General features: G+C 71.6%; 21 protein-coding genes. 6 read left to right on the forward strand and 15 right to left on the reverse strand.

The genetic code is table 11. The features are described 5' to 3' along the window. Positions 1-86: 86 nt before the first annotated feature. The 10 genes from HNR23_RS11800 to HNR23_RS11845 all read right to left on the reverse strand — a co-directional run bounded on the left by HNR23_RS11800 (position 87) and on the right by HNR23_RS11845 (position 9,114). Positions 87-1,088, reverse strand: a complete 1,002-nt coding sequence (locus tag HNR23_RS11800) for a proline racemase family protein (protein ID WP_184075628.1) — start codon at positions 1,086-1,088, stop codon at positions 87-89. Continuing rightward, positions 1,078-2,115, reverse strand: coding sequence for a dihydrodipicolinate synthase family protein (locus tag HNR23_RS11805; RefSeq protein WP_184075629.1), 1,038 nt, complete (start codon positions 2,113-2,115; stop codon positions 1,078-1,080). The genes HNR23_RS11800 and HNR23_RS11805 overlap by 11 nt, the downstream gene beginning before the upstream one ends. Positions 2,116-2,119: 4 nt before the next feature. Further along, positions 2,120-3,697, reverse strand: coding sequence for an FAD/NAD(P)-dependent oxidoreductase (locus tag HNR23_RS11810; protein ID WP_184075630.1), 1,578 nt, complete (start codon positions 3,695-3,697; stop codon positions 2,120-2,122). A gap of 119 nt (positions 3,698-3,816) precedes the next feature. Next, entirely contained in the window at positions 3,817-4,191 is a 375-nt protein-coding gene (locus HNR23_RS11815; RefSeq protein WP_246421719.1) for a (2Fe-2S)-binding protein, read from the reverse strand. A 165-nt stretch (positions 4,192-4,356) separates the two neighbouring features. Continuing rightward, a complete protein-coding gene (locus tag HNR23_RS11820; protein WP_343070748.1) occupies positions 4,357-5,613 on the reverse strand; it encodes an NAD(P)/FAD-dependent oxidoreductase in 1,257 nt (418 codons plus the stop codon). A 593-nt stretch (positions 5,614-6,206) separates the two neighbouring features. After that, on the reverse strand, positions 6,207-6,554 hold the full coding sequence (locus tag HNR23_RS11825) for a hypothetical protein (protein ID WP_184073542.1): 348 nt from the start codon (positions 6,552-6,554) through the stop codon (positions 6,207-6,209). A 333-nt stretch (positions 6,555-6,887) separates the two neighbouring features. Then, complete coding sequence (locus HNR23_RS11830; RefSeq protein WP_184073544.1) at positions 6,888-7,091, reverse strand: hypothetical protein; 204 nt, start codon at positions 7,089-7,091, stop codon at positions 6,888-6,890. A 776-nt stretch (positions 7,092-7,867) separates the two neighbouring features. Beyond that, a complete protein-coding gene (locus tag HNR23_RS26320; protein ID WP_221308096.1) occupies positions 7,868-8,437 on the reverse strand; it encodes a helix-turn-helix domain-containing protein in 570 nt (189 codons plus the stop codon). A 30-nt stretch (positions 8,438-8,467) separates the two neighbouring features. Beyond that, positions 8,468-8,662: a hypothetical protein gene (locus tag HNR23_RS11840; RefSeq protein WP_184075631.1), complete on the reverse strand. Its 195-nt coding sequence runs from the start codon at positions 8,660-8,662 to the stop codon at positions 8,468-8,470. Next, complete coding sequence (locus HNR23_RS11845; protein WP_184075632.1) at positions 8,659-9,114, reverse strand: ATP-binding protein; 456 nt, start codon at positions 9,112-9,114, stop codon at positions 8,659-8,661. The genes HNR23_RS11840 and HNR23_RS11845 overlap by 4 nt, the downstream gene beginning before the upstream one ends. 384 nt (positions 9,115-9,498) lie before the next feature. On the opposite strand from HNR23_RS11845, the gene HNR23_RS26770 reads away from it, so the two are divergent. The 5 genes from HNR23_RS26770 (at position 9,499) to HNR23_RS11870 (ending at position 14,050) form a co-directional block, all read left to right on the forward strand. Further along, on the forward strand, positions 9,499-10,305 hold the full coding sequence (locus tag HNR23_RS26770; RefSeq protein ID WP_343070524.1) for a helix-turn-helix domain-containing protein: 807 nt from the start codon (positions 9,499-9,501) through the stop codon (positions 10,303-10,305). Beyond that, a complete protein-coding gene (locus HNR23_RS11855; RefSeq protein ID WP_184075633.1) occupies positions 10,302-10,493 on the forward strand; it encodes a DUF397 domain-containing protein in 192 nt (63 codons plus the stop codon). Before HNR23_RS26770 ends, HNR23_RS11855 begins: the two co-directional genes overlap by 4 nt. Before the next feature lie 267 nt (positions 10,494-10,760). Beyond that, on the forward strand, positions 10,761-12,329 hold the full coding sequence (locus HNR23_RS11860) for a replication initiator (RefSeq protein WP_184075634.1): 1,569 nt from the start codon (positions 10,761-10,763) through the stop codon (positions 12,327-12,329). Between the two features lie 200 nt (positions 12,330-12,529). Next, the gene (locus HNR23_RS11865; protein WP_184075635.1) at positions 12,530-12,739 is read left to right on the forward strand and encodes a MerR family transcriptional regulator; all 210 of its coding nucleotides are present in this window, start codon (positions 12,530-12,532) and stop codon (positions 12,737-12,739) included. 87 nt (positions 12,740-12,826) lie between these two features. Further along, on the forward strand, positions 12,827-14,050 hold the full coding sequence (locus HNR23_RS11870; RefSeq protein ID WP_184075636.1) for a tyrosine-type recombinase/integrase: 1,224 nt from the start codon (positions 12,827-12,829) through the stop codon (positions 14,048-14,050). Between the two features lie 165 nt (positions 14,051-14,215). Here HNR23_RS11870 and HNR23_RS11875 read toward each other — a convergent pair whose 3' ends face one another. After that, complete coding sequence (locus HNR23_RS11875; RefSeq protein ID WP_184075637.1) at positions 14,216-14,806, reverse strand: helix-turn-helix domain-containing protein; 591 nt, start codon at positions 14,804-14,806, stop codon at positions 14,216-14,218. 457 nt (positions 14,807-15,263) lie between these two features. Here HNR23_RS11875 and HNR23_RS11880 point away from each other — a divergent pair, with 457 nt between their 5' ends. Beyond that, positions 15,264-16,490 carry a multidrug effflux MFS transporter gene (locus tag HNR23_RS11880; protein WP_184080217.1) on the forward strand — a complete coding sequence of 409 codons (1,227 nt, stop codon included), beginning with the start codon at positions 15,264-15,266 and terminating at the stop codon, positions 16,488-16,490. A gap of 106 nt (positions 16,491-16,596) precedes the next feature. Here the strand turns inward: HNR23_RS11880 and der are convergent, their stop codons facing one another. The 4 genes from der to aroH all read right to left on the reverse strand — a co-directional run bounded on the left by der (position 16,597) and on the right by aroH (position 20,903). Next, entirely contained in the window at positions 16,597-17,991 is a 1,395-nt protein-coding gene (der, locus tag HNR23_RS11885) for a ribosome biogenesis GTPase Der (RefSeq protein ID WP_184080219.1), read from the reverse strand. Positions 17,992-18,189: 198 nt separating this feature from the next. Then, positions 18,190-18,909 carry a (d)CMP kinase gene (cmk, locus tag HNR23_RS11890; protein ID WP_184075638.1) on the reverse strand — a complete coding sequence of 240 codons (720 nt, stop codon included), beginning with the start codon at positions 18,907-18,909 and terminating at the stop codon, positions 18,190-18,192. Between the two features lie 103 nt (positions 18,910-19,012). Beyond that, positions 19,013-20,101, reverse strand: coding sequence for a prephenate dehydrogenase (locus HNR23_RS11895; RefSeq protein ID WP_221308576.1), 1,089 nt, complete (start codon positions 20,099-20,101; stop codon positions 19,013-19,015). A gap of 439 nt (positions 20,102-20,540) precedes the next feature. Further along, positions 20,541-20,903, reverse strand: a complete 363-nt coding sequence (aroH, locus tag HNR23_RS11900; RefSeq protein WP_184075640.1) for a chorismate mutase — start codon at positions 20,901-20,903, stop codon at positions 20,541-20,543. Positions 20,904-20,948: the final 45 nt, after the last annotated feature.

Consider the following 20,948-nt stretch of genomic DNA (forward strand, 5'->3'; position numbering starts at 1 on the left):
TCCCGACCACGCTACCCGCGGCCGGGCCGCGGGCGATCTCCGCGCGTGCGGGGTGGGGACGCCCCCGGAGTCGGGCAGGGCGGGGGCTAGAAGGCGAAGCCGGCGGGAAACGGGTCGGTGGGGTCGAGGGTGTAGTTCGCGGTGCCGGTGATCCAGGCGCGGCCGCTGATCTCGGGGACGACGGCGGGGCGTGCGCCGACGCGGGTCTCCCCCGTCAACCGCCCCTTGAAGCGGGTCCCGATGAACGACTCGTTGACGAACTCGGTGTCCAGGGCGAGCTCGCCCCGGGCGTGGAGCTGGGCCATGCGCGCCGAGGTCCCGGTCCCGCAGGGTGAGCGGTCGAACCACCCGGGGTGGACGACCAGGGCGTTGCGCGAATACTCGGCCGTGGACCCCGGCGCGACGAACTGCACATGCGAGCAGCCGTGTACCCCGTGCAGCTCCGGGTGGCGGGGGCGGTCGGCGGCGTTGACCGCGTCCATGACGGCCAGCCCCGCGGCGCGGATGTCGGATTTGCGGTCGCGGTCGAAGGGCAGGCCGAGGTCGTCGAGGTCGACGATCGCGAAGAAGTTGCCGCCGTAGGCGAGGTCGTAGCGCACCGCACCGTGGCCCGGCACGTCGACCTCGGCGCCGAGCCGGTCGCAGTAGGCGGGGACGTTGCCGATGGCCACCTCGCGTGCGGCACCGTCCTCGACCGTGACGAGCGCGTCCACCGGTCCCGCCGGGGTGTCCAGCCGGATGGTGGTGACCGGCTCCGCCACCTTCACCATCCCCGTCTCCACCAGGACCGTGGCCACCCCGATCGTGCCGTGCCCGCACATCGGCAGACAGCCGCTGACCTCGATGTAGACGACGCCCCAGTCGGCGTCGCCGCGGGTCGGCGGCTGCAGGATCGCGCCGCTCATGGCGCTGTGTCCGCGCGGTTCGTCGACCAGGAACCGGCGGATGTGGTCGAGGTGGGCCATGAAGTACCGGCGCCGCTCGGCCATGGTCGCCCCCGGGATGGGTCCGACGCCGCCGGTGACGACGCGGGTGGGCATCCCCTCGGTGTGCGAGTCGACCGCACTGATGATCCGGTCAGTGCGCACCGCCGGCCGCCTTTCGCTGCGCCGCGCTCCGCGAAGCGTCCGCCCCGGCGCCTTGGGGCGTGCGCCCGGTCCCCTGCTGCTGTGCTTCGCGCGGCCGCGGTGTCTCCAGCGTCGCGATGTGGGCCATGGCCTGCCGCGCCGCGGCCATGACCTCGTCCCGGTGTTCGGCGACGAGCGGGCCGCGCGGCGGGCGGCAGGGCCCGCCCTTGCGCCCCGCCATGTCCATCGCCGCCTTCACGGCCTGCACGAACTCGGTACGCGAGTCCCACCGGAAGAGCGGGAGCAGCGCGGCGTGCAGCTCCTCGGCCTGTCCGGCCTCACCCGCGCGGATCAGGTCGAACATCCGCACGCACTCCACCGGGAAGGCGTTGGGGAACCCCGCGAACCAGCCGGTGGCGCCGTCGGCCAGGTTCTCCCAGAGGAGGTCGTCGGCCCCGGCGACCACCTGGAGGTCGGGGGCGAGCTCGCGGATCCGCGCGACCCGGGCCGGGTCGCCGGAGAACTCCTTGACGGCGACGACGTTGTCGATCCCGGCCAGCTCCGCGATGAGGTCGGGGGTCAGGTCGACCCTGGTGTCGGTCGGGTTGTTGTACAGCATGACCGGCAGCCCGACCGCGGCTACCGCCGCGTAGTGGTCGCGGATCTCGGCGCGGTTGGCCCGATACATCGTCGGCGGCAGGCACAGCACGGCGTCCGCGCCGTCCTCGGCCGCACACCGCGCCCAGTATTGCGCCTGGTGTGCGCCCGCCCCGTGCACGCCGGCGACGACGATGCCGACCCCGTCGACCGCCTCGACCGCGGTCCGGACGACGGCCCGGCGCTCCGTATCGGTCAGGGAGGAGTATTCCCCCAGCGACCCGTTGGGGCCGACGCCGCGGCAGCCGCTGGAGATCAGCCAGCGGCAGTGGTGGGCGTAGCCGTCGTGGTCCACGGCCAGGCCCCCGGGCGCGGACGCGTCGCGCCGGTAGGGCAGGGCCGTGGCGACCACGACGCCGCCGAGGTCGGTGGCCGGGTGGGTGGCGGCCATGTCGTCACGCTCCTTCGGGTGGTCGGACGGGTGGCGCGGCGGGCCGTGCCCCCGCGCGACCGCCCTGGTGGTGGCTGGGGTGGTGGCCGGTTTCGCGTGCGGGAGCCGGGGATGTGGTCGGGCCGGTAGCCGCGGCGCCGCACGGTGCGTCGAGCCCGGCGAGCTCGCCGAGCCGGATGGGGGCCGCGATGGGGCGGCGGTCCACCGGGGCGGAGGACACGGCGTGCTGCGCCCGGCGGCGGACCAGTTCGGTGAGCGCCGTGCCGCACATGCGCCCCTGGCAGGGGCCGAGGCCAGCCCGGGTGGTCAGTTTGATCGAGCGCAGGCCGCGTGGCTCTCCGGCTCCGGTCCGCGCGCAGGCGGTGTCGATCTCGGCGGCCGTGACCTCTTCGCAGCGGCAGACGAGGGTGTCGTGGGTGAGCCACGCGGTCCATCCCGCGCCGATGGGGTGGGCGCTGTGCATGCGCGCGGCGAAGGCGCGGTGGCGTGCCCGGATCCGCGCCGCCCGGCGCAGCAGCGGGTCGTCGTGTCGGCCGCCCGCCGCCGCCCATCCCGCCACCAGGCCCTCGGCTACGGCGAGGTCCGCCCCGCCGATACCGGTCACTTCCCCGGCCGCGAACACCCCGGGCACCATGGTGCGCTGGGCGTCGTCGACGCCGACGATGCGCTCGGGGCCGATGCCGCACCCGGCCGCGATGGGGAGTTCCAGGCGCGGGACGAAGCCGTGGCCGACGCACACGGCGTCGACGGCGACGCGCCGCTCGGTGCCCGGCACCGGTGACCAGTCGGCCCACAGGGACGCCACGGTCACCTCCTCCACCTGGTCCGAGCCGTGGGCGGCGATCACCCCGGTGCCGGTCCGGTAGGGGACGCCGTGGCGGACCTGCCCGGCCAGGTAGCCGGCGAGCTCCCCGCCCCTGTCCGCTGCGGCGTCGCGGAGCACCGCGAGGGGCGAGCGCAGCCATCCCGCTGCGAGCCGCGCCGCGCCCGCGGCCTCCAGGACGCCGACGACGTCGGCGCCGGCGCCGGACAGCGCCGCTGCGACGGGCAGGAGGAAGGGCCCGCTGCCCGCCACGACGGCCCGCCGACCCACGGCGACGCCGTCGCCCTTGGCCAGCGCCTGGGCGGCGCCCGCCGTGTAGACGCCGGGGAGATCCCAGCCGGGGAAGGGCAGGGTCAGGTCGTGGGCGCCTGGTGCGAGCACAAGCGCGTCGGGGTGCAGGGTGTAGGGGGTGCGGTCGCCGTCGGCGTCGCCGCGCAGGGCGCGCACGGTCGGGCCGTGCCCGCCCGGTTCGAGCGCCCACACCGACGTGCGGGTCAGCAGGGTACTGCGGGGGTGGGATGCGACCGTGTCCACAGCGCGCAGGAGGCGGTCACGGGTGGTGGATGGCGTGCGGCAGGCACGCGGTGGCGCGGGTGGCGCGGGTGCTTCGGACGGCGCGGTTCGGGTGGCTCCGCGGAGGTACTGGCCGCCGAGGTGCTCCGCGCTGTCGACGACGGTGACGCGGGCACCGGCGCGCAGTGCGGCGAGGGCCGCCCCGATCCCGGCTGGGCCACCGCCGACGACCACCACCTCACGCATTGCGGCCTCCCCTGTGCGACGATTCCCCGGTCGGGGTGACGGGCGGTGCTGTTCCGCCGACCCTGGCCGCCCCGGCGGCCTCCCCCGTCCTGTGCGGCCCTGCCCCACGGCGGCGCAGGTCAGTCATGATCCCCTCCGCTGGGTGTCGCCCCGGGCGCGTCGATGACGTCGCCGTCGCGTGCGATTCGCTGACAGGCCCGGACGTCCGGGACGCCGTTCACCGTGACCAGGCAGTCGAAGCAGACGCCGATGCCGCAGAACACCCCGCGCGGGCGCCCGCCCCGCGCGGTCGTGCGCCAGGCGGTCACCCCGTTGGCCAGTAGCACACCGGCGATGGTCTGGCCTGCCGAACCACTGAGCGCCGTGGTGCCGAGGTGGACCGTGACACGCGTCCCGGGGGGAGGGGGCGGGGGGAGTGGGGGAACGTCGGAGGACGGCATGTCGGGGGCGCCCGCGCCACAGGGACACCGGTCGGGCGTGGGAGAACCGTTCATGACTGGGCACCCTTTCCTGAACGCGGGCCTACCGGTGAACGGGGCGATCCATCACCGCCCCTGATACCGGCACTGGGCACCCTGGGGAGGGAGACGACGGGCTCTGAACGCATCCGCTCCGCTCGGACGTGGGAGAACCGTTCATGGCACGGCACCTTTCACCGATCAGGGGGAGGCGGATGAGCTGGTCGGGCGGTCGGTGTCTCCGGCTCCGGTGGAGGTAGCGGCGGCGAGGCCGGGGCGCAAGGGACGGAAGGGGCGGGGGTCGACGACGGGTGGCTCTTCGAGGATCATCTGCCGGATGAGCCGGGCGGTGGCGACCGACAGGCCGATCCCGGCGCCCTCGTGGCCGGTCGCATGCCAGAGGCCGGGGACGCGTTCGTCGGGGCCGATGATCGGCAGGTGGTCGGGGACGCCGGGCCGGAAGCCGCCGTAGGCGCGGATGACCGGGACATCGGCGAGTCCGGGAAAGAGGCGTACCGCCTTGGCCGCGATGCGGGCGAGCACGTCCACACGCAGCCGGTCGTCGAAGCCGACGTGCCGGCGGCTGGAGCCGACGAGCAGCGGCCCGGCGGCCGTCGACTCGACGACGCTGGAGGTGAGCGCACCCGACGCCGTCGTCTCCTCGCTCTCTCCCCCGGTGTCGGCGACCGTCGCGACGTAGTCGGCGTCATAGACCTTGTGCCGCACCGTCCACGGCGGCACCCGCGCGGTGACCAGCACCATGCCGCGCCGAGGCCGGACCGGTACCGGGGCGCCGAGCAGGCGGGCCACCCGGCCCGCCCAGGGGCCGGCCGCGTTGAGGACGACCGGGGTGTGCCAGGGACCGGCCGTGGTGTGCACGCCGCGCAGCGCACCCGACCGGTCGCGGATGGGGCCGAGCACGGCGGTGGCCTGGCGGACGCGTGCGCCGCGGGTGCGGGCGGAGGCGAGCAGCGCCTCGGCCGCCGCGACCGGCTGGACCTGGGCGTCCTCGGGGTAGCGGACGGCGGCGGTGATGTCGCGGCTCAGGTTCGGTTCGAGGCCGGGAACGTCGCCGAGGTCCACGGGCTGCGCGTCCACACCGGTCTGCCGCTGCTCGCGGGCGAACGCGCCGAGGCCCGCGGCTCCCGCCGCGGTGGTGGCGACGACCAGGCCGCCCTTGCGGTCCCACTCGATGTCGGGGAGTCGGGGGCCGAGTTCCTCGCCCAGCTCCGCGACCGCCTGCGGCCACAACCGCACCGACGCCCGGGCGAGGTCCAGCTCGGGGCCGGGTGCCTTGTCGGAGACGAGGATGTTGCCCTCGCCGTGGGCGGTGGTCGCGGAGGCGGCGGCCGCCCGGTCGAGCACGGTGACCGAGCATTCGGCGCCGGCCAGTTCCCGGGCACACGCGGCGCCGATGATCCCGGCGCCGATGACGACGATGTCGGCCCGCACCGCCACCTCCAAGGCGTTCGGTATAGCGAACGATGAACATCGTAAGTCCGCGCCTACGCCGGGTCAATGGCGTGCGTCGGGTGGAGGCGGGGCGCACGGTCCGAAGACACCCGCCACCGCCCTTCCTCTCCGTTGATCTCGGGGATATGGGGGTAATACCGGCGAGTATTACCCCCATATCTCCGAGATCAACGGAGGAGGGGGTGGGATTACGTTCTCCCGCGTGGTGAGTCGGTGTGCGTGCGGATAGGGGCGGCCGGATCGGGGGCTGTGCGGTACGACCGGAACTGATGACCGGGCCCGAAAGGCGCCCAGAAGGCGATTTCCGGTCCCGTTTACGTCGGCCTCGGGGATATCGACCGAATAATCGCCGTCATTTGGTCGATATCTCCGAGATCAACGGATGCCGGATTCGGACGTTCCGGGGTGGTCCGGCCTGTTGTCGACTGTTGTCGTCTGCCCAGGTGGCGCCCTGTTTCCCTGGGTTGGGCGTTCCGGTCTAGTGGTGACTGTTCCGGGGTGGTCCGGGTGTGTAGGTTGACGCCGGGATGACGCTGGGGGCTCCGGCCACGCGGCGGGCGCGGACGGTCCGGGACACGTCAACGGGGGTCATCACCGAACGCGTCATCGATCGCGTTGCGTAGGCGGGCCTCGTCCAACCGGTCGCGCAGGGGTCCGCCTTCTTCGTCGATGGCGGCCATGACGGCGCCGTCGCGGGTGGTGCGCACGGCGACCTTCACCCCGATCTCCTTGCCCGCACGGCGTGCGGCGCGCTTGATCGCGGCGCGCTCCTCCTCATCGGTGTAGGAGAGCTTCGCCCACTGCTGGCGCCGGAGGTCGGACGCTATGAGGTCGGCAAGGCGCGCGGTCTCGGCCTCCTGGGCGCGCTGGCGGGCCTTGGCGGTGGGGGCGCTGGTGATGGGGCGCACGCGGTGCGGGTCGCTCATGGCGGCAGGATAGACCGCCGCGCTTGGGCGCGCCTACCCGCGCGGGCAACGGCGGGAGGGTGGACGGTTCCGGTCGCGCAGAGCGCGGCGCGGCGGGAGGATCGGGGGCCGCTACGCTGGCCCTGAGCGGTCGGAGCCTTCGGGCTCCACCCCTTTTCTCCGACCGGCCCCCGATCCTTCGGGTCCCGCCGCGACGCGTGAACGCGGACGGAACCGGCCACCCGGCCCCACCGCGCACCCGTGCCCGCGGTGCGCCTGCATGCCGGTGACCGCGCAGGTGAGCACACGGAAAGGCCCCAGACCCGAGGGTCCGGGGCGCGCGGCCCGGGGGCGCTATGCGGCCTCGTCCGGCTCGTCGTCGGCCAGGTAGTACTCGACCCCGGCCAGGATCTCGGTGCGCAGCTCCCGGGGGAGGGCGAAGGCGAGGCGGAGTCCGGCGGTGACCTCGGCGGGGTCGTCGGAGCAGATGAGGTAGGCGGCGCGGTCGGCGGTGCGCAGAGCGGTCGCGTTTCCGGTCGTGGTGGCGGCGGTGTTCATGGCGGCCTCCTGGGGGGTCGGTTCGGCCTGACGGGGCCGTCTGGATCACGCCCGGGGCGGGGGTCAAGGTGGAGCACTCCACGACTGAACGACCTTGACCCCCGCCCCGGGCGTGATAGGTCCCGGAAAGTCAGGCCGGATCGACCTCCGGGAGGGTGCCCGCTACCGGTGCCACGGTCGAAACGCTGAAGCGCACCGGTGACCTTGTCCGCCTACCGGAACCACGCGCGCGACGAACACGGCGAGCTGGTCCGGCCCGGTTCCCGGAGCCCGGCCGGGGGCTGTGCACGGTCGGCGGGCGTCGGTGCGGCGGTGTGCAGGGCGTTCCTGCGCGGGCGGGCTCGCCCTCGTGCGGTAGGCGGGGCGGTGGAGGCGGGGCACGCTGGTGAGGCCGGGGAGGGCGGGTGTCGGGGCCGCGCGCGAGCACCCGACGAAGTCGGGCGCGCAGCGCGACGTGTCCCGTAAGCCCGTCCCGACCTGCGGCCGACCCCCGGCGCACACGTCCGCTGCCCGCCCGCGCCATGGCGCGGGCGGGCAGCCTTGACCCTGTAGGGAAAGTCGTCACCGATCGCATGGTGCGCCTGGTCGGCGGTCTAGCGAACGGTGTGTCCGTGGCGGCGGTAGCGGCCTGCGGGCACTTCGGGCGGCTCCGGAGTGCTGCGGGGGCGGCTGGGGTTGGTCCCAGCGTTGTCGGCGCGGGACGGCGTGGAGGCCGCGTGCGGGCCGGATGAGCCGGGCGGCCAGGGTGAGCGCGTCGGCGCACGCTGCGAGCGCGGTCATGGCCTGCTCTCCTTGATGAGCTGGCGGATCTGCTCTGCTGGGTAGCGGGGGCGTCCGCCGGGTGTGTAGATGACCGGCACACGGCCCTGGCGGGTCCAGTCCCGTACCGCGCGCGTGCGCACGTTGAAGAGGTCGGCGACCTCGGCCGTGGTCAGTAGCTCGACCGGGGCACTCAGGGCGGGGCGGGGCCGGGTTGCGTGGGCGCTGCCCGTGGTGCGGGATGCCGGTGCCCGGTGGCGGCCCGGCGGGCGGCGCGGGATGCCTGCCTCCTGGAGCCGGTTGAACACGGTGCTGGTGCTTGTGTCCAGAAGCTCGGCGATCTGGGGGCAGCTGCGGCCCTCGGCGTAGAGTCGGGCGCATTCCTCGGTGGTGACGTCGGGGCGGGTGCGGGGGCGGTGCCGGATGCTGCGGCCGGACTCCTTGAGCACCCGGCGCACGGTGTTCTGGGAGCGGCGGGTTGCGGTGGCGATGCGTTCGATGGACGCGCCCGCGTCGAAGCACGTGGTGATCACTAATCGGTCGGTGCGGGTGAGGGGGCGGCGCGCTGCGGGGGCGGTGGCTGCCATAGGGGCGTCCTCCTTCCTCGTCGTCGGGGGTCAGTGGCGCCGGGTGAGGCAGTCGCGCCGCCATTGGATGTCTTCAAGCTGCCATCGCAGGCGCTCGATCTCGCCGTGCACGTTGGGCGGCGGTGTGCGGGGCGAGACGTCGACGGCGCCCCGGAACAGCACGACCACGCGTATTTCTGCGATTTTGCGGCGCAGTTCCTCGGCCTCGTCCTGTTCGCCGTTCACCGGTCCTCCCCCTTTACACCTGCTCGGGCGGGGGTGGGGGCGCTGCTGGTGGTGGCCCAGGCGAGGCGGAAGAACACGCCGCATCCCTGGGGCAGGGGGCCGGTGTGGTCGGCGAAGTGCCGGACCAGGTGCAGCCCCCTGCCCTGCTCTGCGTCGGGGCCGGTGGACAGCAGGCGGGGCGCGCTGTCGGCGGCGCCGTTGTCGGCAACGCGGGCTTCCAGTTGCCCGGGTGTCAGTACCAGGCTGACGGTGAAGCGTCCGCCCTGGCGGCCGGTGTGGGTGTGGCGGATGGCGTTGGTGCACAGCTCGGACAGGAGGAGCACGGCGGTTGCGGTGGTCTCGTCCGGGGTGCCGGGGCCGTGCACGGCGGTGGTCAACACGTCCTCGGCCCAGTGGCGTGCCTCGGCGACCTGCTCGGGCACCCCGGGGAAGCTACGGGTGTAGAAAGCCATGGTCACACCGCCTCCCCGGTGGTCATGCGGTGGACGTAGGGGCGCACCCGCGCGGATCGCCGGTGGTGCGGGTTCCGAACGCGGCAACCTAGCCTGACGGTCGTTTGCTCCGTCTGCTGGACGATAGTGTTCATGTTGGGTCCTCACCTGCTCCTTGTGGTTCTCAGGTTGGGGATCAAGGCCCTGCGCTCGGTGTGTGCCTACACCGACCAGGGCCGCATGTGTGCTAGCAGAGTAGTGATCTTCGGGCGGCGACTTAACTGCCGCTGGGGACAACACAATGTCTGCACTAAAGATCGCTTGCAATACCTTTTACTAAAGTGCTTTCCTTGGTCTTATTGGGTGCCAATCGGTAGAGGAAGCGTAGTGAGGGGTGTGTGATCGGTGCAGGGAAACAGGAGTCGCTGGATCCGGATTGGCAAGCAGATCCGCGCATTCCGCGAACGAGCTGGTGTTTCGCAGGAGGACCTAGCGAAGGCGGTTGGGATCTCGCCAGCCATGCTCAGTGCAATGGAACGCGGCGCACGGGGGATCAAAAGGGAGCATACGAGGCACCTTGATCGCGAGCTCAACACAGGCGGTGCACTGACAGAGCTGTGGGATCGGTTGTCGGAGTCTGCTCTAGCCCCTGGCTACCAAGACGCTGCGGAACTAGAGCGCGCTGCGTCGGAGATCTGGGAATTCCACCAGATGGTTGTGCCCGGCCTGCTGCAGACGGAGGAGTACGCCCGACACATTCTGAGGACGGGACTTCCTCGTGACACTCCTGATTCGATCGAGGAACTCGTGCAAATTCGCATGAAGCGTCAGGAACTTCTTAAGTCGGACGAAGCTCCTGCCCTCGTCTTCGTCCTAGACGAGTCGGTTCTGCGCAGGCCAACAGGCGGACGAGAGATCATGGCACGTCAGTTGGCGAACCTTCTTGAGAAATCGCAACGCCCCAAGGTCGCGATCCAAGTCATCCCATTCGCCACAACCGACCACCCTGGGCTGAGTGAAGCCTTCGAACTCTTCAAGGTCCCTGGCCAGGGGGTCATCCTGTACCTGGAAACTCGACGGGAGGGCACAATCGTGCACGATCTCGACGCAGTGGACGACTACTCTCGACTCTTCGGAGATCTACGCGGTGCAGCCCTCCCCCTGGATGCAACCCGCCAACTCATCGCGACCGTACAAGGAGAGTTCTCGTGAGACCTCATGACCTGGCGTGGCGCACGTCCACCTACAGCAACAACACGGGCGGACAGTGCGTTGAGGTAGCCGGGACTCGACAGGGCACGTTCGTACGTGACACGCAGAATCGGCACCTTGGATACCTGGCCGTCCCCGCCCGGGAGTGGGGGGCGTTCCTCTCCGGCGTGCGCAGCGACCTTCTGTAGTGACCTCCACCCTTCCCCATCCCTTGAGACGCTTGGGCCTCCCGCTGTTCGCGGCCGGGGGCCTTCTGCTTGCCCTCGTCTTTTCGGACGTTCCTTAATTTCCCCTGCTGCGCGCGTTTCGGTCCGCCTCACCTTTGGGTGTGTTCCGGTCTGGTCGGGTCTGTTGGGCGGATCGTCGATCCGATCGAAAGTCGTCGGCTCGGTTCTGCCGTTTGCCCTCAGGCTTGTTGTAGGACGGGTGTTCGATGCGGGTGCGGGAGGTTGCGCGTGGGGGTGTCGCCGGTAGAGCGGGCGTTGATGGACCGGTTGACGGGCGAGGATTTTCCGGCTTGGAGGCAGCAGGCGGAGCGGGCGCGGTTCTGCTCCAACCCGGTCCGTGTGGCTGGGGGCGCGGTGTCGGCCGACGCCGATACGGGTGAGGTGCGTGCGGAGGTCGATACCGCGTCCCACCCTGATGGGGTGTTGCTGGTGGCGTGCGGGGACCGGCGGGCGTCGGTGTGTGGGTCGTGTGCGGAGGTCTACCGGCGCGATATGTGGCACCTGGTCGCGTCGGGGATATCGGGGCGGATGTCGGCGACTTCGTCGGGTGGGGCGGGGGCGCGTCAGGACACGGTCGGCTCGGTGGTGCCCGACACGGTGCAGGGGCACCCGCGTTTGTTCGTGACGCTGACGGCGCCCAGCTTCGGGCCGGTGCACTCGGCGCGCGGCGGTGGGGTGTGCCGACCACGGCGCGACACCCGACGGACGTGCGCCCATGGCCGTCTTCTCGGGTGCGCCCTGACTCATGACAGCGATCACCCCATCGTCGGCACTCCGATCTGTCCGGAGTGCTATGACTACACCGGTGCGGTGCTGTGGAACGCGTACGCCGGGGAGTTGTGGAGGCGTACCCGGGTGGCGATCGACCGGGCGTTGGCCCCGCTGGTCTCCGAGGTGCTTGGTACCCGGGTGTCGGCGACCGGTCTGCGTGACCTGGTGCGGACCTCGTATGTGAAGGTGGCGGAGTTCCAGCGGCGGGGCCTGGTGCACCTGCACGCGGTCATCCGCCTGGACGGGATCGATCCCGATGACCGGGGCCGGATCGTGGAGCCGCCGGTGTGGGCGTCGGCGGGGCTGCTCGCGTCGGCGGTGAGGCGGGCGGTCGATCAGGCGGCGGTGGCCTTGCCGTCCACTGATGGGCGGTTGCGGGTGGCCTCGTGGGGTGCTCAGCGCGACGTCACCGACGTCTCGGAGGGCGGGCCGGTCACCAACACGCGGCGTCTGGGTGCCTATCTGGCGAAGTACGCGACCAAGACCGCGTCGGATGCGGTGTCGGCGTCGGGGGCGTTGGCGCGGCGGTTTCACCGGCTGCACCGTGGGTGGCTGCGGCGGGCGGTGGGGGCGCATCTGGCGCGGATGGTGGAAACGGCGTGGGACCTGGGGGCGCGGCGCGACCTGGAACACCTGCGGTTGCGCAAGTGGGCGCACTGCTTGGGGTTTCGGGGTCACTTCGCGACCAAGTCGCGGGTGTACTCGGTGACCTTGGGGGCGCTGCGGGCCGCTCGCCGTGCCTGGCGCGCGAACCAGCGGGAGGCGTCCGGGGAACGCGATGTGTGGGCCACTGGTGGTGACGGTTCGACGCTGGTCATCGGCCACTGGGCGTACGCCGGTCGCGGCTGGGTCAAGGCTGGCGATTCTATGCTCGTCGAACAGATGGCGCGGGAGTACGCGATCGCACGCGAGGAATATCGCCGCGTGCTCTGCGATGAGAAATTGAGGCGGGCGGAACATTTTTCGCTGACATGGGCTCCAGTGCGGCAGCGCCGGGAAGAAATGTCGCGCGAAGCGCGTCCTTGAATGCGTGAACCCGGATCTGTTCCGCTTGCGCCGGCCACTGGAACAGGAATACGGCGCGCGTAGCGCGTCCTTTTACGCCCTTGGCTCCGCCGGGCGAGGGGTGGGTGGTCGGGGGATTGGTCAGTGGGCGAGCCCGGCGCCCGATCACTTTTATCGACCATCTGATATTCCATTCTCGGTTTCCTCTTTGGGGGTTTCACGTGAAACGCGAAAACAAACAAGGAAACGATTCCCCCGGGTCCCTTGATGGGCTGTGGGCGGTCGATGATGTGGCCGCTTACCTGCGCAAACCTGTGTCGTGGGTGCACGACAACCACCGCAAGTATTTCCATGCGGCGCGCGTCGGCCGGGAACTCCGCTTCTCCGCAAATGAGGTCAAGAAATGGATCAGTGGCCAGATCCGGCCATGATCAACAGACTCTTTAATCGCCGAATTCCACAGATTTGGATAGAATGGGCGATAGAAAGAAAGAACACGAGGAAACGGAGATGGGACCATGGCGAAAAAGGCGGTCGGCTGGGCGGTCGGGACCATGCGCGACGGAATCCGCAAAACCCTCAACCAGACCAAGACCAAAGCCGCCGGGCGTGAGGTCTACGCCTACAAAGTGCCCTACCGCGACGGCGACGGAAAGCAGACCTCCCAGACCTGGGACACCCTGACGCAAGCCAAGGAGTTCCGGGACCTGGTGCGCGGACAGAAGAACTCGGGCATCCTCCAAGACTTCAAAGCCGGGCGCATCACCGTCTCCGCCTGGGGCGCCGAATGGCTCTCCACGATCAAGGCCACACGCAGACCCTCCACGCACGCCACCTACCGCACCTGGGTCAACCGCTACATCCTCCCCGAACTGGGCGGGATGACGCTGAACGCCGTCACCCCCCACGATGTCCAGCGGGCCGTCAACGCCTGGGCGACGCGCCACGGCCTGTCCGCCTGGACGGTGCGCCTGATCTACCGGGCGTGCAAGGGCCTGTTCCAAGGAGCCGCCGACGCCGGGAGGATCCCCGCCTCCCCCTGCCGCAACGTCCGCCTTCCCGAGGTGCACACGAGTGAGGTGGTGCCCTTCACCGTCGCGGAAGTCGAGGCGATCGCCGAAGAAATCACCCCCCGCTACCGGCTACTCGTGGTCATGGGCGCCTGCCTGGGCCTGCGCATCGGCGAACTGCTCGGCCTGACCTGGGACCGGATCGACCTGGAAGCGGGCACGGTGAGTGTTGACCGCCAGCTGCAAGACGGGCGCCTGTCCCCGGCCAAGACCCGCACGTCCATCCGGCGCGTCCCGCTCTCCCAGCGGGTCATCACCGAACTGCGCACCCACCGGGACCTGTACCCGCCCCAGACGGTCAGTGCCGAACAGGACGGCGCCCCGGGGCGCACGGAGGTCGAACCGGTGTTCCGCTCCCCGCGCGGGGGGATGGCCAACCCCGCCACCGTCCGCTACCGGTTCCGCAAGGCCTGCGCGGCCGCCGGGCTGCGCCCGGAGGTCCCGCACAAGCTGCACAACCTGCGCCACACCTTCGCCAGCGTCTGTATCGAGCACAACACCTCGCCGAAGAAGATTCAGACGTGGATGGGGCACGCAAGCATCAGCGTGACCATGGACGTCTACGGCCACCTGATGAACTCCTCCGACGACTCGTTGCGCTCGGCCATGGATGCCGCGTTCGCCACCGATGCCCCCGACACTCCCGGCGGCCCCGACGCTCCGGCCCATTGACGCCTGTTCCGGGGTGGTGGCGTGTAGTACGTTGACCCCCTGCTGACCTCGAACCCCCGGCCCACCCACCGCGCGCCTGTCACCAGGCACAACGCGGAGGGCGGGCCTTACGCATGACAATCCCCGAGATCAACGACAGGAGCCGGTGGCACCGTGGGTGGAAGGTCAGTCTTCACCGGGAACGCAGCCGCCGGGCACGCGGTGGTCGGGGTGGGCGTGGGTGAGGATCAGCACCGACTCCACATCGCCGTCGCGCGGGACGTAGGCGTGCGGCAGCGACGCGGGGAACCACACCGAGTCGCCGGGACCCAGGTCGTGCTCGCGGCCGTCGATCAGCGCAGTGAGGCGCCCGGCCGTGACGATGGTGTGCTCGGTCCCGGGGTGACCCGCCGACTCCTGCCGGGTCCCGGAGCGGAAGCGCTGGTCGTAGACCTCCAGAACGCTGATTCCGGTGCCCTCGCGGCGGAGCGGCCGCAGGTCGGCGCCACGCCCGCTGAGCACCTCGGACTCCGCTGCCCGCACGACCCTGACCTGTTCCCGGCCGCCCTCGCTCAGCAGGCTCGACACGGGGGTGTCCAGCGCCCGTGCCAGGGAGAACACCGTTTCGATGGTGGGGTTCCCGCTGCCCGATTCGAGCTCGGACAGCGTCGCCTTGCTGATCCCCGCCCGACGCGCCAGTGCCGATAGCGACAGCCCGCTGCGCGCCCGCAGTGACCGGACATTCGCCGACAGGAGCCCTGCCGCGGAGTCGTCCACCGGGTCCTCGCTTCCGTGCGTCCCGCCGTGGGCCGCGCCGCCTGGCGCACCCCACGGGAATGTGTGTTCGGATCAGCGAACACCATGGTAGTGGGCGCGCCCTGGAGGGGCGCCGGGGCGCAGCCGTGAGCGCCCTCCCCGGTCTCCGGCGTGGCCGCCTTCACAGTCTCCGAAACCGCCGCCGTGCACGGGTTTCGCGCCCGGTGGCACAGGTCACCGGAATAACCCGGAGTGTCCGGGATTGCCTCCCCCCGAGCCTGCGTTGCAAGCGGGAGTCGCCCCACGTAGGGCTGTCCGGCACCCCGCGCATCACACGGCGGCTCACGGTGCCACCGCCTCTGTCATTCCAGAGAACCCCTGAACCTTCCCGAACCCGTTCATCGTGCTTTCTTGGAGTACCGCTGTGAGCCATGTCCTCGTGCGCACCCGCCGCCCGCTCCGCCGTTCGTCCGTGTCCATGGGACCGGCGCCCCCGCAGCCGCGCCGGTCCGTCGTCCTCCTCGTGTTCATCCTCGGCGTCCTGTCCGCCACCAGCCCGCTGGCCACCGACCTCTACCTCCCCGCGTTCCCGCAGATCGCCGACGACCTCGGCGCGACCGAGTCCCAGGTCCAGCTCACCCTCACCGCCGTCATGGTCGGCCTGGCCCTCGGCCAGCTGGTCATCGGCCCCCTCAGCGACCGGTTCGGGCGCCGCGTTCCGCTGCTGATCGGCACCGCCGTGTTCGCCGCGACGTCGTTCATGTGCATGTTCGTCACCTCCGCCGAGATGTTCACCGCGGTCCGCTTCCTGCAGGGGCTCTCCGCCGCGGCGGGAATGGCGATCTCCCGCGCGGTCGTCCGCGACACCTTCGACGGCGACTCCGCCGCCCGCTTCTACTCCCGGCTCGTCCTCCTGGTGGGCCTGGCCCCCATGCTCGGCCCGATCATCGGCGGACGGATGCTCCTCATCGGCCCGTGGCAGCTCATCTTCGCCGCGCTCGGCGCCGCAGGGCTCGCCAGTCTCGCCCTGGTGTACTACGGGCTCCCCGAGAGCCTGCCGCGCTCCCAGCGGACCCGCCAGGACCCCGCCCTCATGCTGCGGACCTTCGGCCGACTGCTGAGCGACCCGCGCTTCATCGCGCCCTCGCTGACCATGGCGCTGAGCTTCGCGATGACCTTCACCTACATCTCCTCGTTCTCGTTCGTGTCCCAGTCGCAGTTCGGGGCCACCGCCCAGCAGTTCAGCCTGATCTTCGGCGTCACCACGCTGGGCATGATCCTCGGCAACCAGGTCAACGCCGCCCTCATCGGCCGCGTCGGCACCTCGCGGCGGCTGTTCGCGGGCCTGGCCGGAGCCGTGCTCACCGTCGTGCTGCTGATGGCACTCGACTTGAGCGGGTCGGCCGACCTGGTGACGGTCACCGCGGTGCTGTTCGCGATGATGTTCTGCACCGGCCTGATCTCCCCGAACGCCACCACCCTGGCGATCGCGAGCCAGCCCTCCGCGATCGCCGGAAGCACCTCCGCGCTGCTGGGCACCCTGCAGTTCGCGCTGGGCGGCACCATCGCCGCCGCAGCGGGGTTCACCGGCACCGGCGAGGCCACCCTCACCAGCATGATCGTGGTCATGCTCGGCACCGCCGTGGCCGCGACGGCCATCTTCGCCGCGGCCGCGCTGCGCGGGCACGCCGACACGGTGCGCTGATCCCGGCCGCCGGCCCCGGAAACACCGATGGCCCGCGCCGAGGAGGTTCCTCGGCGCGGGCCGTCGTCGCGTCAGGCGGTCGGAGCGGTCGGAGCGGTCGGAGCGGTCAGCGGTTCCAGTCGGGGCGGACGCTGCCCTTGGATGCCTTGCCTCCGCCCTTCTTCTCACGGATGCGCATGCTCAGCTTGACCGGGCTGCCCTCGAAACCGAAGTCCTCGCGCAGGCGCCGCTCGATGAACCGCCGGTAGTTGTCCTCCAGGAACCCCGTCGTGAACAGGACGAAGTGCGGCGGGCGGGCGTCGGCCTGGGTGGCGAACAGGATCTTGGGCTGCTTACCGCCGCGCACCGGCGGCGGCGTGGCGGCCACCAGGTCCTTCAGCCAGCTGTTCAGGCGCCCGGTCGGGATGCGGGTGTCCCAGCTGGCCAGCCCGGTCTCGATGGCCGGCACCAGCTTCTCCACGTGCCGCCCGGTCAGCGCGGAGATATTCACCCGCGGCGCCCAGGCGACCCGGGACAGCTGCCGGTCGATCTCCTTCTCCAGGTAGTACCGGCGCTCCTCATCCAGCGTGTCCCACTTGTTGAACGCCAGCACCAGCGCCCGGCCCGAGTCGACGACCTGCTCGACGACCCGGATGTCCTGCTCGGCCAGCGGCTCGCTGACGTCCATCAGCACGACCGCGACCTCGGCCCGCTCCAGCGCCGAGGACGTGCGCACGGTCGCGTAGTAGTCGGCCCCCTGCAGTGCGCGGAACCGGCGGCGGATGCCCGCGGTGTCGATGAACTTCCAGGTCCGGCCGCCCAGCTCGATGAGCTCGTCCACGGCGTCGCGGGTCGTCCCGGCCACCGAGTCGACGACCACCCGGTCCTCCCCGGCCAGCCGGTTGAGCAGACTGGACTTGCCGACATTGGGCCGCCCCACCAGCGCGATACGGCGCGGGCCGCCCTCCTCCTCGGCTCCCTCGGCCGCGGGCGTCTCCGGGAAGGCCGCCACCACGGCGTCCAGCAGGTCCCCCGTTCCCCGCCCGTGCAGGGCGCTGATCGGGAACGGCTCGCCCACCCCCAGGTTCCACAGCACCAGGGCGTCGGCCTCCTGGAGCTCGCCGTCGACCTTGTTGGCCGCGAGCACGACCGGCCGCTTGGTCGCGCGCAGCACGCGGGTCACCGCCTCGTCGGCGTCGGTGATGCCCACCGTCGCGTCGACGACGAAGAGGATGACGTCGGCGGTCTGCGCCGCGTACTCGGCCTGGCGGGCCACCATCGCGGCCAGCCCGCTGACACTGGTCTCCCAGCCGCCGGTGTCGACGAGCGTGAACTCGCACGACTGCCAGGAGGCGTCGTAGGCCACCCGGTCGCGGGTCACGCCCGGAACATCCTCCACCACCGCCTCGCGGCGGCCGATGATCCTGTTCACCAGGGACGACTTGCCCACGTTGGGGCGCCCGACGACGGCCACCACGGGCTTCACGGCGGCCTCCGCGGCCGCGTCGTCCTCTGCGGGCATGCCGGATGCGGCATTGATGTTCTCGGTCAACTCGTTCACTCCCGGTAGCGATGCCCCACGCGCCCAGGATGCGTGCCGTGGGGATTGGTAACAGTGTGCCGCGCGGCCGGTGCCGGACGCACCCGGCGGGCGCCGAGGCCGCGCCGATCCTCCGATGATCTCGGGAGAACGATGGAAGCCGACTTCGCGGGTGGAAGGTCAGTGGCGCACCGCGGAGCCCTCCACGGCCCCGACGGCCTCGTCGGCCAGTTTGACGACGATCGCGATGACCTCGTCCAGGGTCAGGTTGCTCGTCTCCAGCTCCAGCGCGTCCTCGGTCTGAGTGAGCGGCGAGTCCGACCGCGTGGAGTCGAGCAGGTCGCGGCGGGCCAGGTCGGCCTGGGTGGCCGCGATGTCGTCGGTGTCGACTTCCTTGCTGCGCCGGTTGGCCCGCGCCTCCGCGCTCGCGGTCAGGAAGATCTTGACGGGCGCGTCAGGGGCGACGACCGTCGTGATGTCGCGGCCCTCCACGACAATGCCCGCCGCCTCGCGGCACGCCCGAGCTATGGTCTCGCGCTGCAGCGCCACGAGCCGCTCGCGTACCGCCGGAACCGCGCTCACCGCGCTGACGCTGCCGGTGACCTCCTGGGTCCGGATCGCCGCGGCGACATCCGTGCCGTCCACGTCGACGGTCGGGGCGGCGGGGTCGGTGCCCATCGTGATGACGGGGCGCGACGACGCCTCGGCGACGGAGTCCGCGTCGTCGACGTCGATTCCCTGGTCGAGCATCCACCAGGTCATCGCCCTGTACATCGCCCCCGTGTCGAGGTAGCGAAGCTCACGTGCCCTGGCGACGCCCTTGGCCGTGCTCGACTTGCCCGACCCCGAGGGACCGTCGATGGCGATGACGATGCCCTCCGCGTGGCCCTGCGCACTCACTTCGGCTCTCTCCTTGCGGGGATGATGTCCAGTTGAATTCCAACGCTTCAGCCTACCGGCGCCGACGTCGTGCTCGCCCCGCCGCAAGCGAAGGCGCCCGCCCTCAGGCGTGGACCGACCAGCCGCCCTCCGCCAGGGTGCGCGATAGCGCGTCGGCGGCCTCGGGCAGCACCGCGAGCTGGGCGACACCCACCGGAAGCCCCGGGGAGTGGTCGATCCGCACGTCCTCGATGTTGACATGAGCGGCACCGGCGGCGGCGAAGAGCCGCCCCAGTGCGCCCGGCTCATCCGGGATGACGACGGGGATCACGGTGTAGGCGGGCGTGCGCTGCGCCCCGTGCTTGCCGGGGATGCGGTCGTGACCGCGCCGACCGCGTTCGAGCAGGTCCAGCACGTACTCCCGGTCGGATGCGGGAGCGTCGGCGGTGTCGGCCGACCCCCGGCCCGGGCCGCGCAGCGCGGCCGCCGCCCCGTGCAGGTCGGCGGCGATGTCCTCCAGCAGTTCAGCGACCGGCCCCGGGTTGTTCCGCAAAATCTCCCACCACAGCCCAGGGTCGCCGCCCGCGATGCGGGTCACGTCGCGCACCCCCTGCCCGGCCAGCGCCAGCGCGGTGTCGTCGCCGCCGAGCAGCCGCGCTGCCACCGCCGAGGCGGCGACGTGCGGCGCGTGCGACACCAGCGCGACGGCGCGGTCGTGCGCGGCGGCCGACAGCGTCACCGGCTCGGCCCCGCACAGCCGGGCCAGCTCGGTGGCCGTGGCGACGGCCACCGGGTCGGCCTTGGCCGTGGGGCACAGCGCCCAGGAGCGGCCGAGGAACAGGTCGGCGCGGGCGGCGCTCGGGCCGTGCTTCTCCCGGCCGCCCATCGGGTGGCCGGGGACGAACGTGGACATGTCGCAGCCGCGCCGCACGGCCTCGGCGATCACGCCGTCCTTCACGCTGGCGGCATCGGTGTAGACGTGGGCCAGGCCGCGGCGCTGCGCGTCGGCCACGACCTCGGGGACGGCCGCGGGCGGTGCCGCGATGATCGCGATGTCGGCGGGGCGTTCACCGGCGTCGGAGTCGAGCGGCCGACCGGCACCCAGGTCGCAGGCGAGCCGGAGCGACGCGGAGTCCGGGTCGGTGAGGCGCACCTCGACACCGCGCTCCCGCAGCGCGAGCGCGATCGATGTGCCGATCAGCCCCGCGCCCATCACGACGGCGCGCTCGATGCCGGTCACCGGCCACTCCCCCTGTTCGTTCCCCGGGCCTGGATCCCTCCAGCCTAGAGCAGGCGGCCAGACACCGGCGCCCCACGCACACGGGGCGGGATGTGGGGCCTGCGCAGGGTAATCATCTGCTCAGCGGCCGAGACGAGCCGAGAAGCGCACCGGAGCACGCCGCGACGCCGCCGCCCCACACCGGAGACTCAGCGGCAGGAAAGACGAACCGGAAAGCAACCGGGGGCCGGGATTGCGTGCCTGCGCCGCCGATCGGCACCAGTGCCGATCGGCGCGGCTACCGGGGTGGGCCGGTGCCGGAAACCGCGCGCCGAGACCCGGGCACGGCCGGGGAGCCATACCGCGAAACACACGGGGCGGGCGGGACACGTGGTGTTCGTGTCCCGCCCGCCCGTCGCACGAGTGGGGGCCGCTACTGCGCGATGTCCAGGCGCAGGGCCTGGGCACCGCGCAGGTAGACGTGGTGGAGGTCGGCGCGCGGCCGGTCGGTCTCCACGTGGGCCATCAGCCGGACGACGCGCGGCAGCGCGTGCGGCACGGCGATCTCGGTGGCGCACATCAGCGGCACGTCGGCGAATCCGACCTTGCGCGCGGCCAGGGCCGGGAACTCCGAGGTCAGGTCGGGCGTGGCGGTGAACAGCACGCTGACCACGTCGTCGGTGGTCAGGTCGTTGCGCCGCATCACCTCGGTGACCAGCTCTGCGGTCGCCTCAAGAATCAGGTCGCGCTCGTCAGCGTCCACCTGAACCGCGCCGCGAATCGCACGTATGGCCACGTCACACCCGTCCTTGTCGCCCATTGCGGAAACCTGCCGGGAGCA

Source organism: Nocardiopsis mwathae, from assembly GCF_014201195.1.
In the GTDB taxonomy this organism is placed as follows: domain Bacteria; phylum Actinomycetota; class Actinomycetes; order Streptosporangiales; family Streptosporangiaceae; genus Nocardiopsis_C; species Nocardiopsis_C mwathae.

Coding starts and splice junctions, on each gene's coding strand:
- HNR23_RS11805 (WP_184075629.1), bottom strand. CDS start 2,115: ATGGCCGCCACCCACCCGGCCACCGACCTCGGCGGCGTCGTGGTCGCC.
- HNR23_RS11810 (WP_184075630.1), bottom strand. CDS start 3,697: ATGCGTGAGGTGGTGGTCGTCGGCGGTGGCCCAGCCGGGATCGGGGCG.
- HNR23_RS11815 (WP_246421719.1), bottom strand. CDS start 4,191: ATGAACGGTTCTCCCACGCCCGACCGGTGTCCCTGTGGCGCGGGCGCC.
- HNR23_RS11825 (WP_184073542.1), bottom strand. CDS start 6,554: ATGAGCGACCCGCACCGCGTGCGCCCCATCACCAGCGCCCCCACCGCC.
- HNR23_RS11830 (WP_184073544.1), bottom strand. CDS start 7,091: ATGAACACCGCCGCCACCACGACCGGAAACGCGACCGCTCTGCGCACC.
- HNR23_RS26320 (WP_221308096.1), bottom strand. CDS start 8,437: ATGGCAGCCACCGCCCCCGCAGCGCGCCGCCCCCTCACCCGCACCGAC.
- HNR23_RS11845 (WP_184075632.1), bottom strand. CDS start 9,114: ATGGCTTTCTACACCCGTAGCTTCCCCGGGGTGCCCGAGCAGGTCGCC.
- HNR23_RS11870 (WP_184075636.1), top strand. CDS start 12,827: ATGGCGAAAAAGGCGGTCGGCTGGGCGGTCGGGACCATGCGCGACGGA.
- HNR23_RS11880 (WP_184080217.1), top strand. CDS start 15,264: ATGGGACCGGCGCCCCCGCAGCCGCGCCGGTCCGTCGTCCTCCTCGTG.
- der (WP_184080219.1), bottom strand. CDS start 17,991: ATGCCCGCAGAGGACGACGCGGCCGCGGAGGCCGCCGTGAAGCCCGTG.
- HNR23_RS11895 (WP_221308576.1), bottom strand. CDS start 20,101: ATGGGCGCGGGGCTGATCGGCACATCGATCGCGCTCGCGCTGCGGGAG.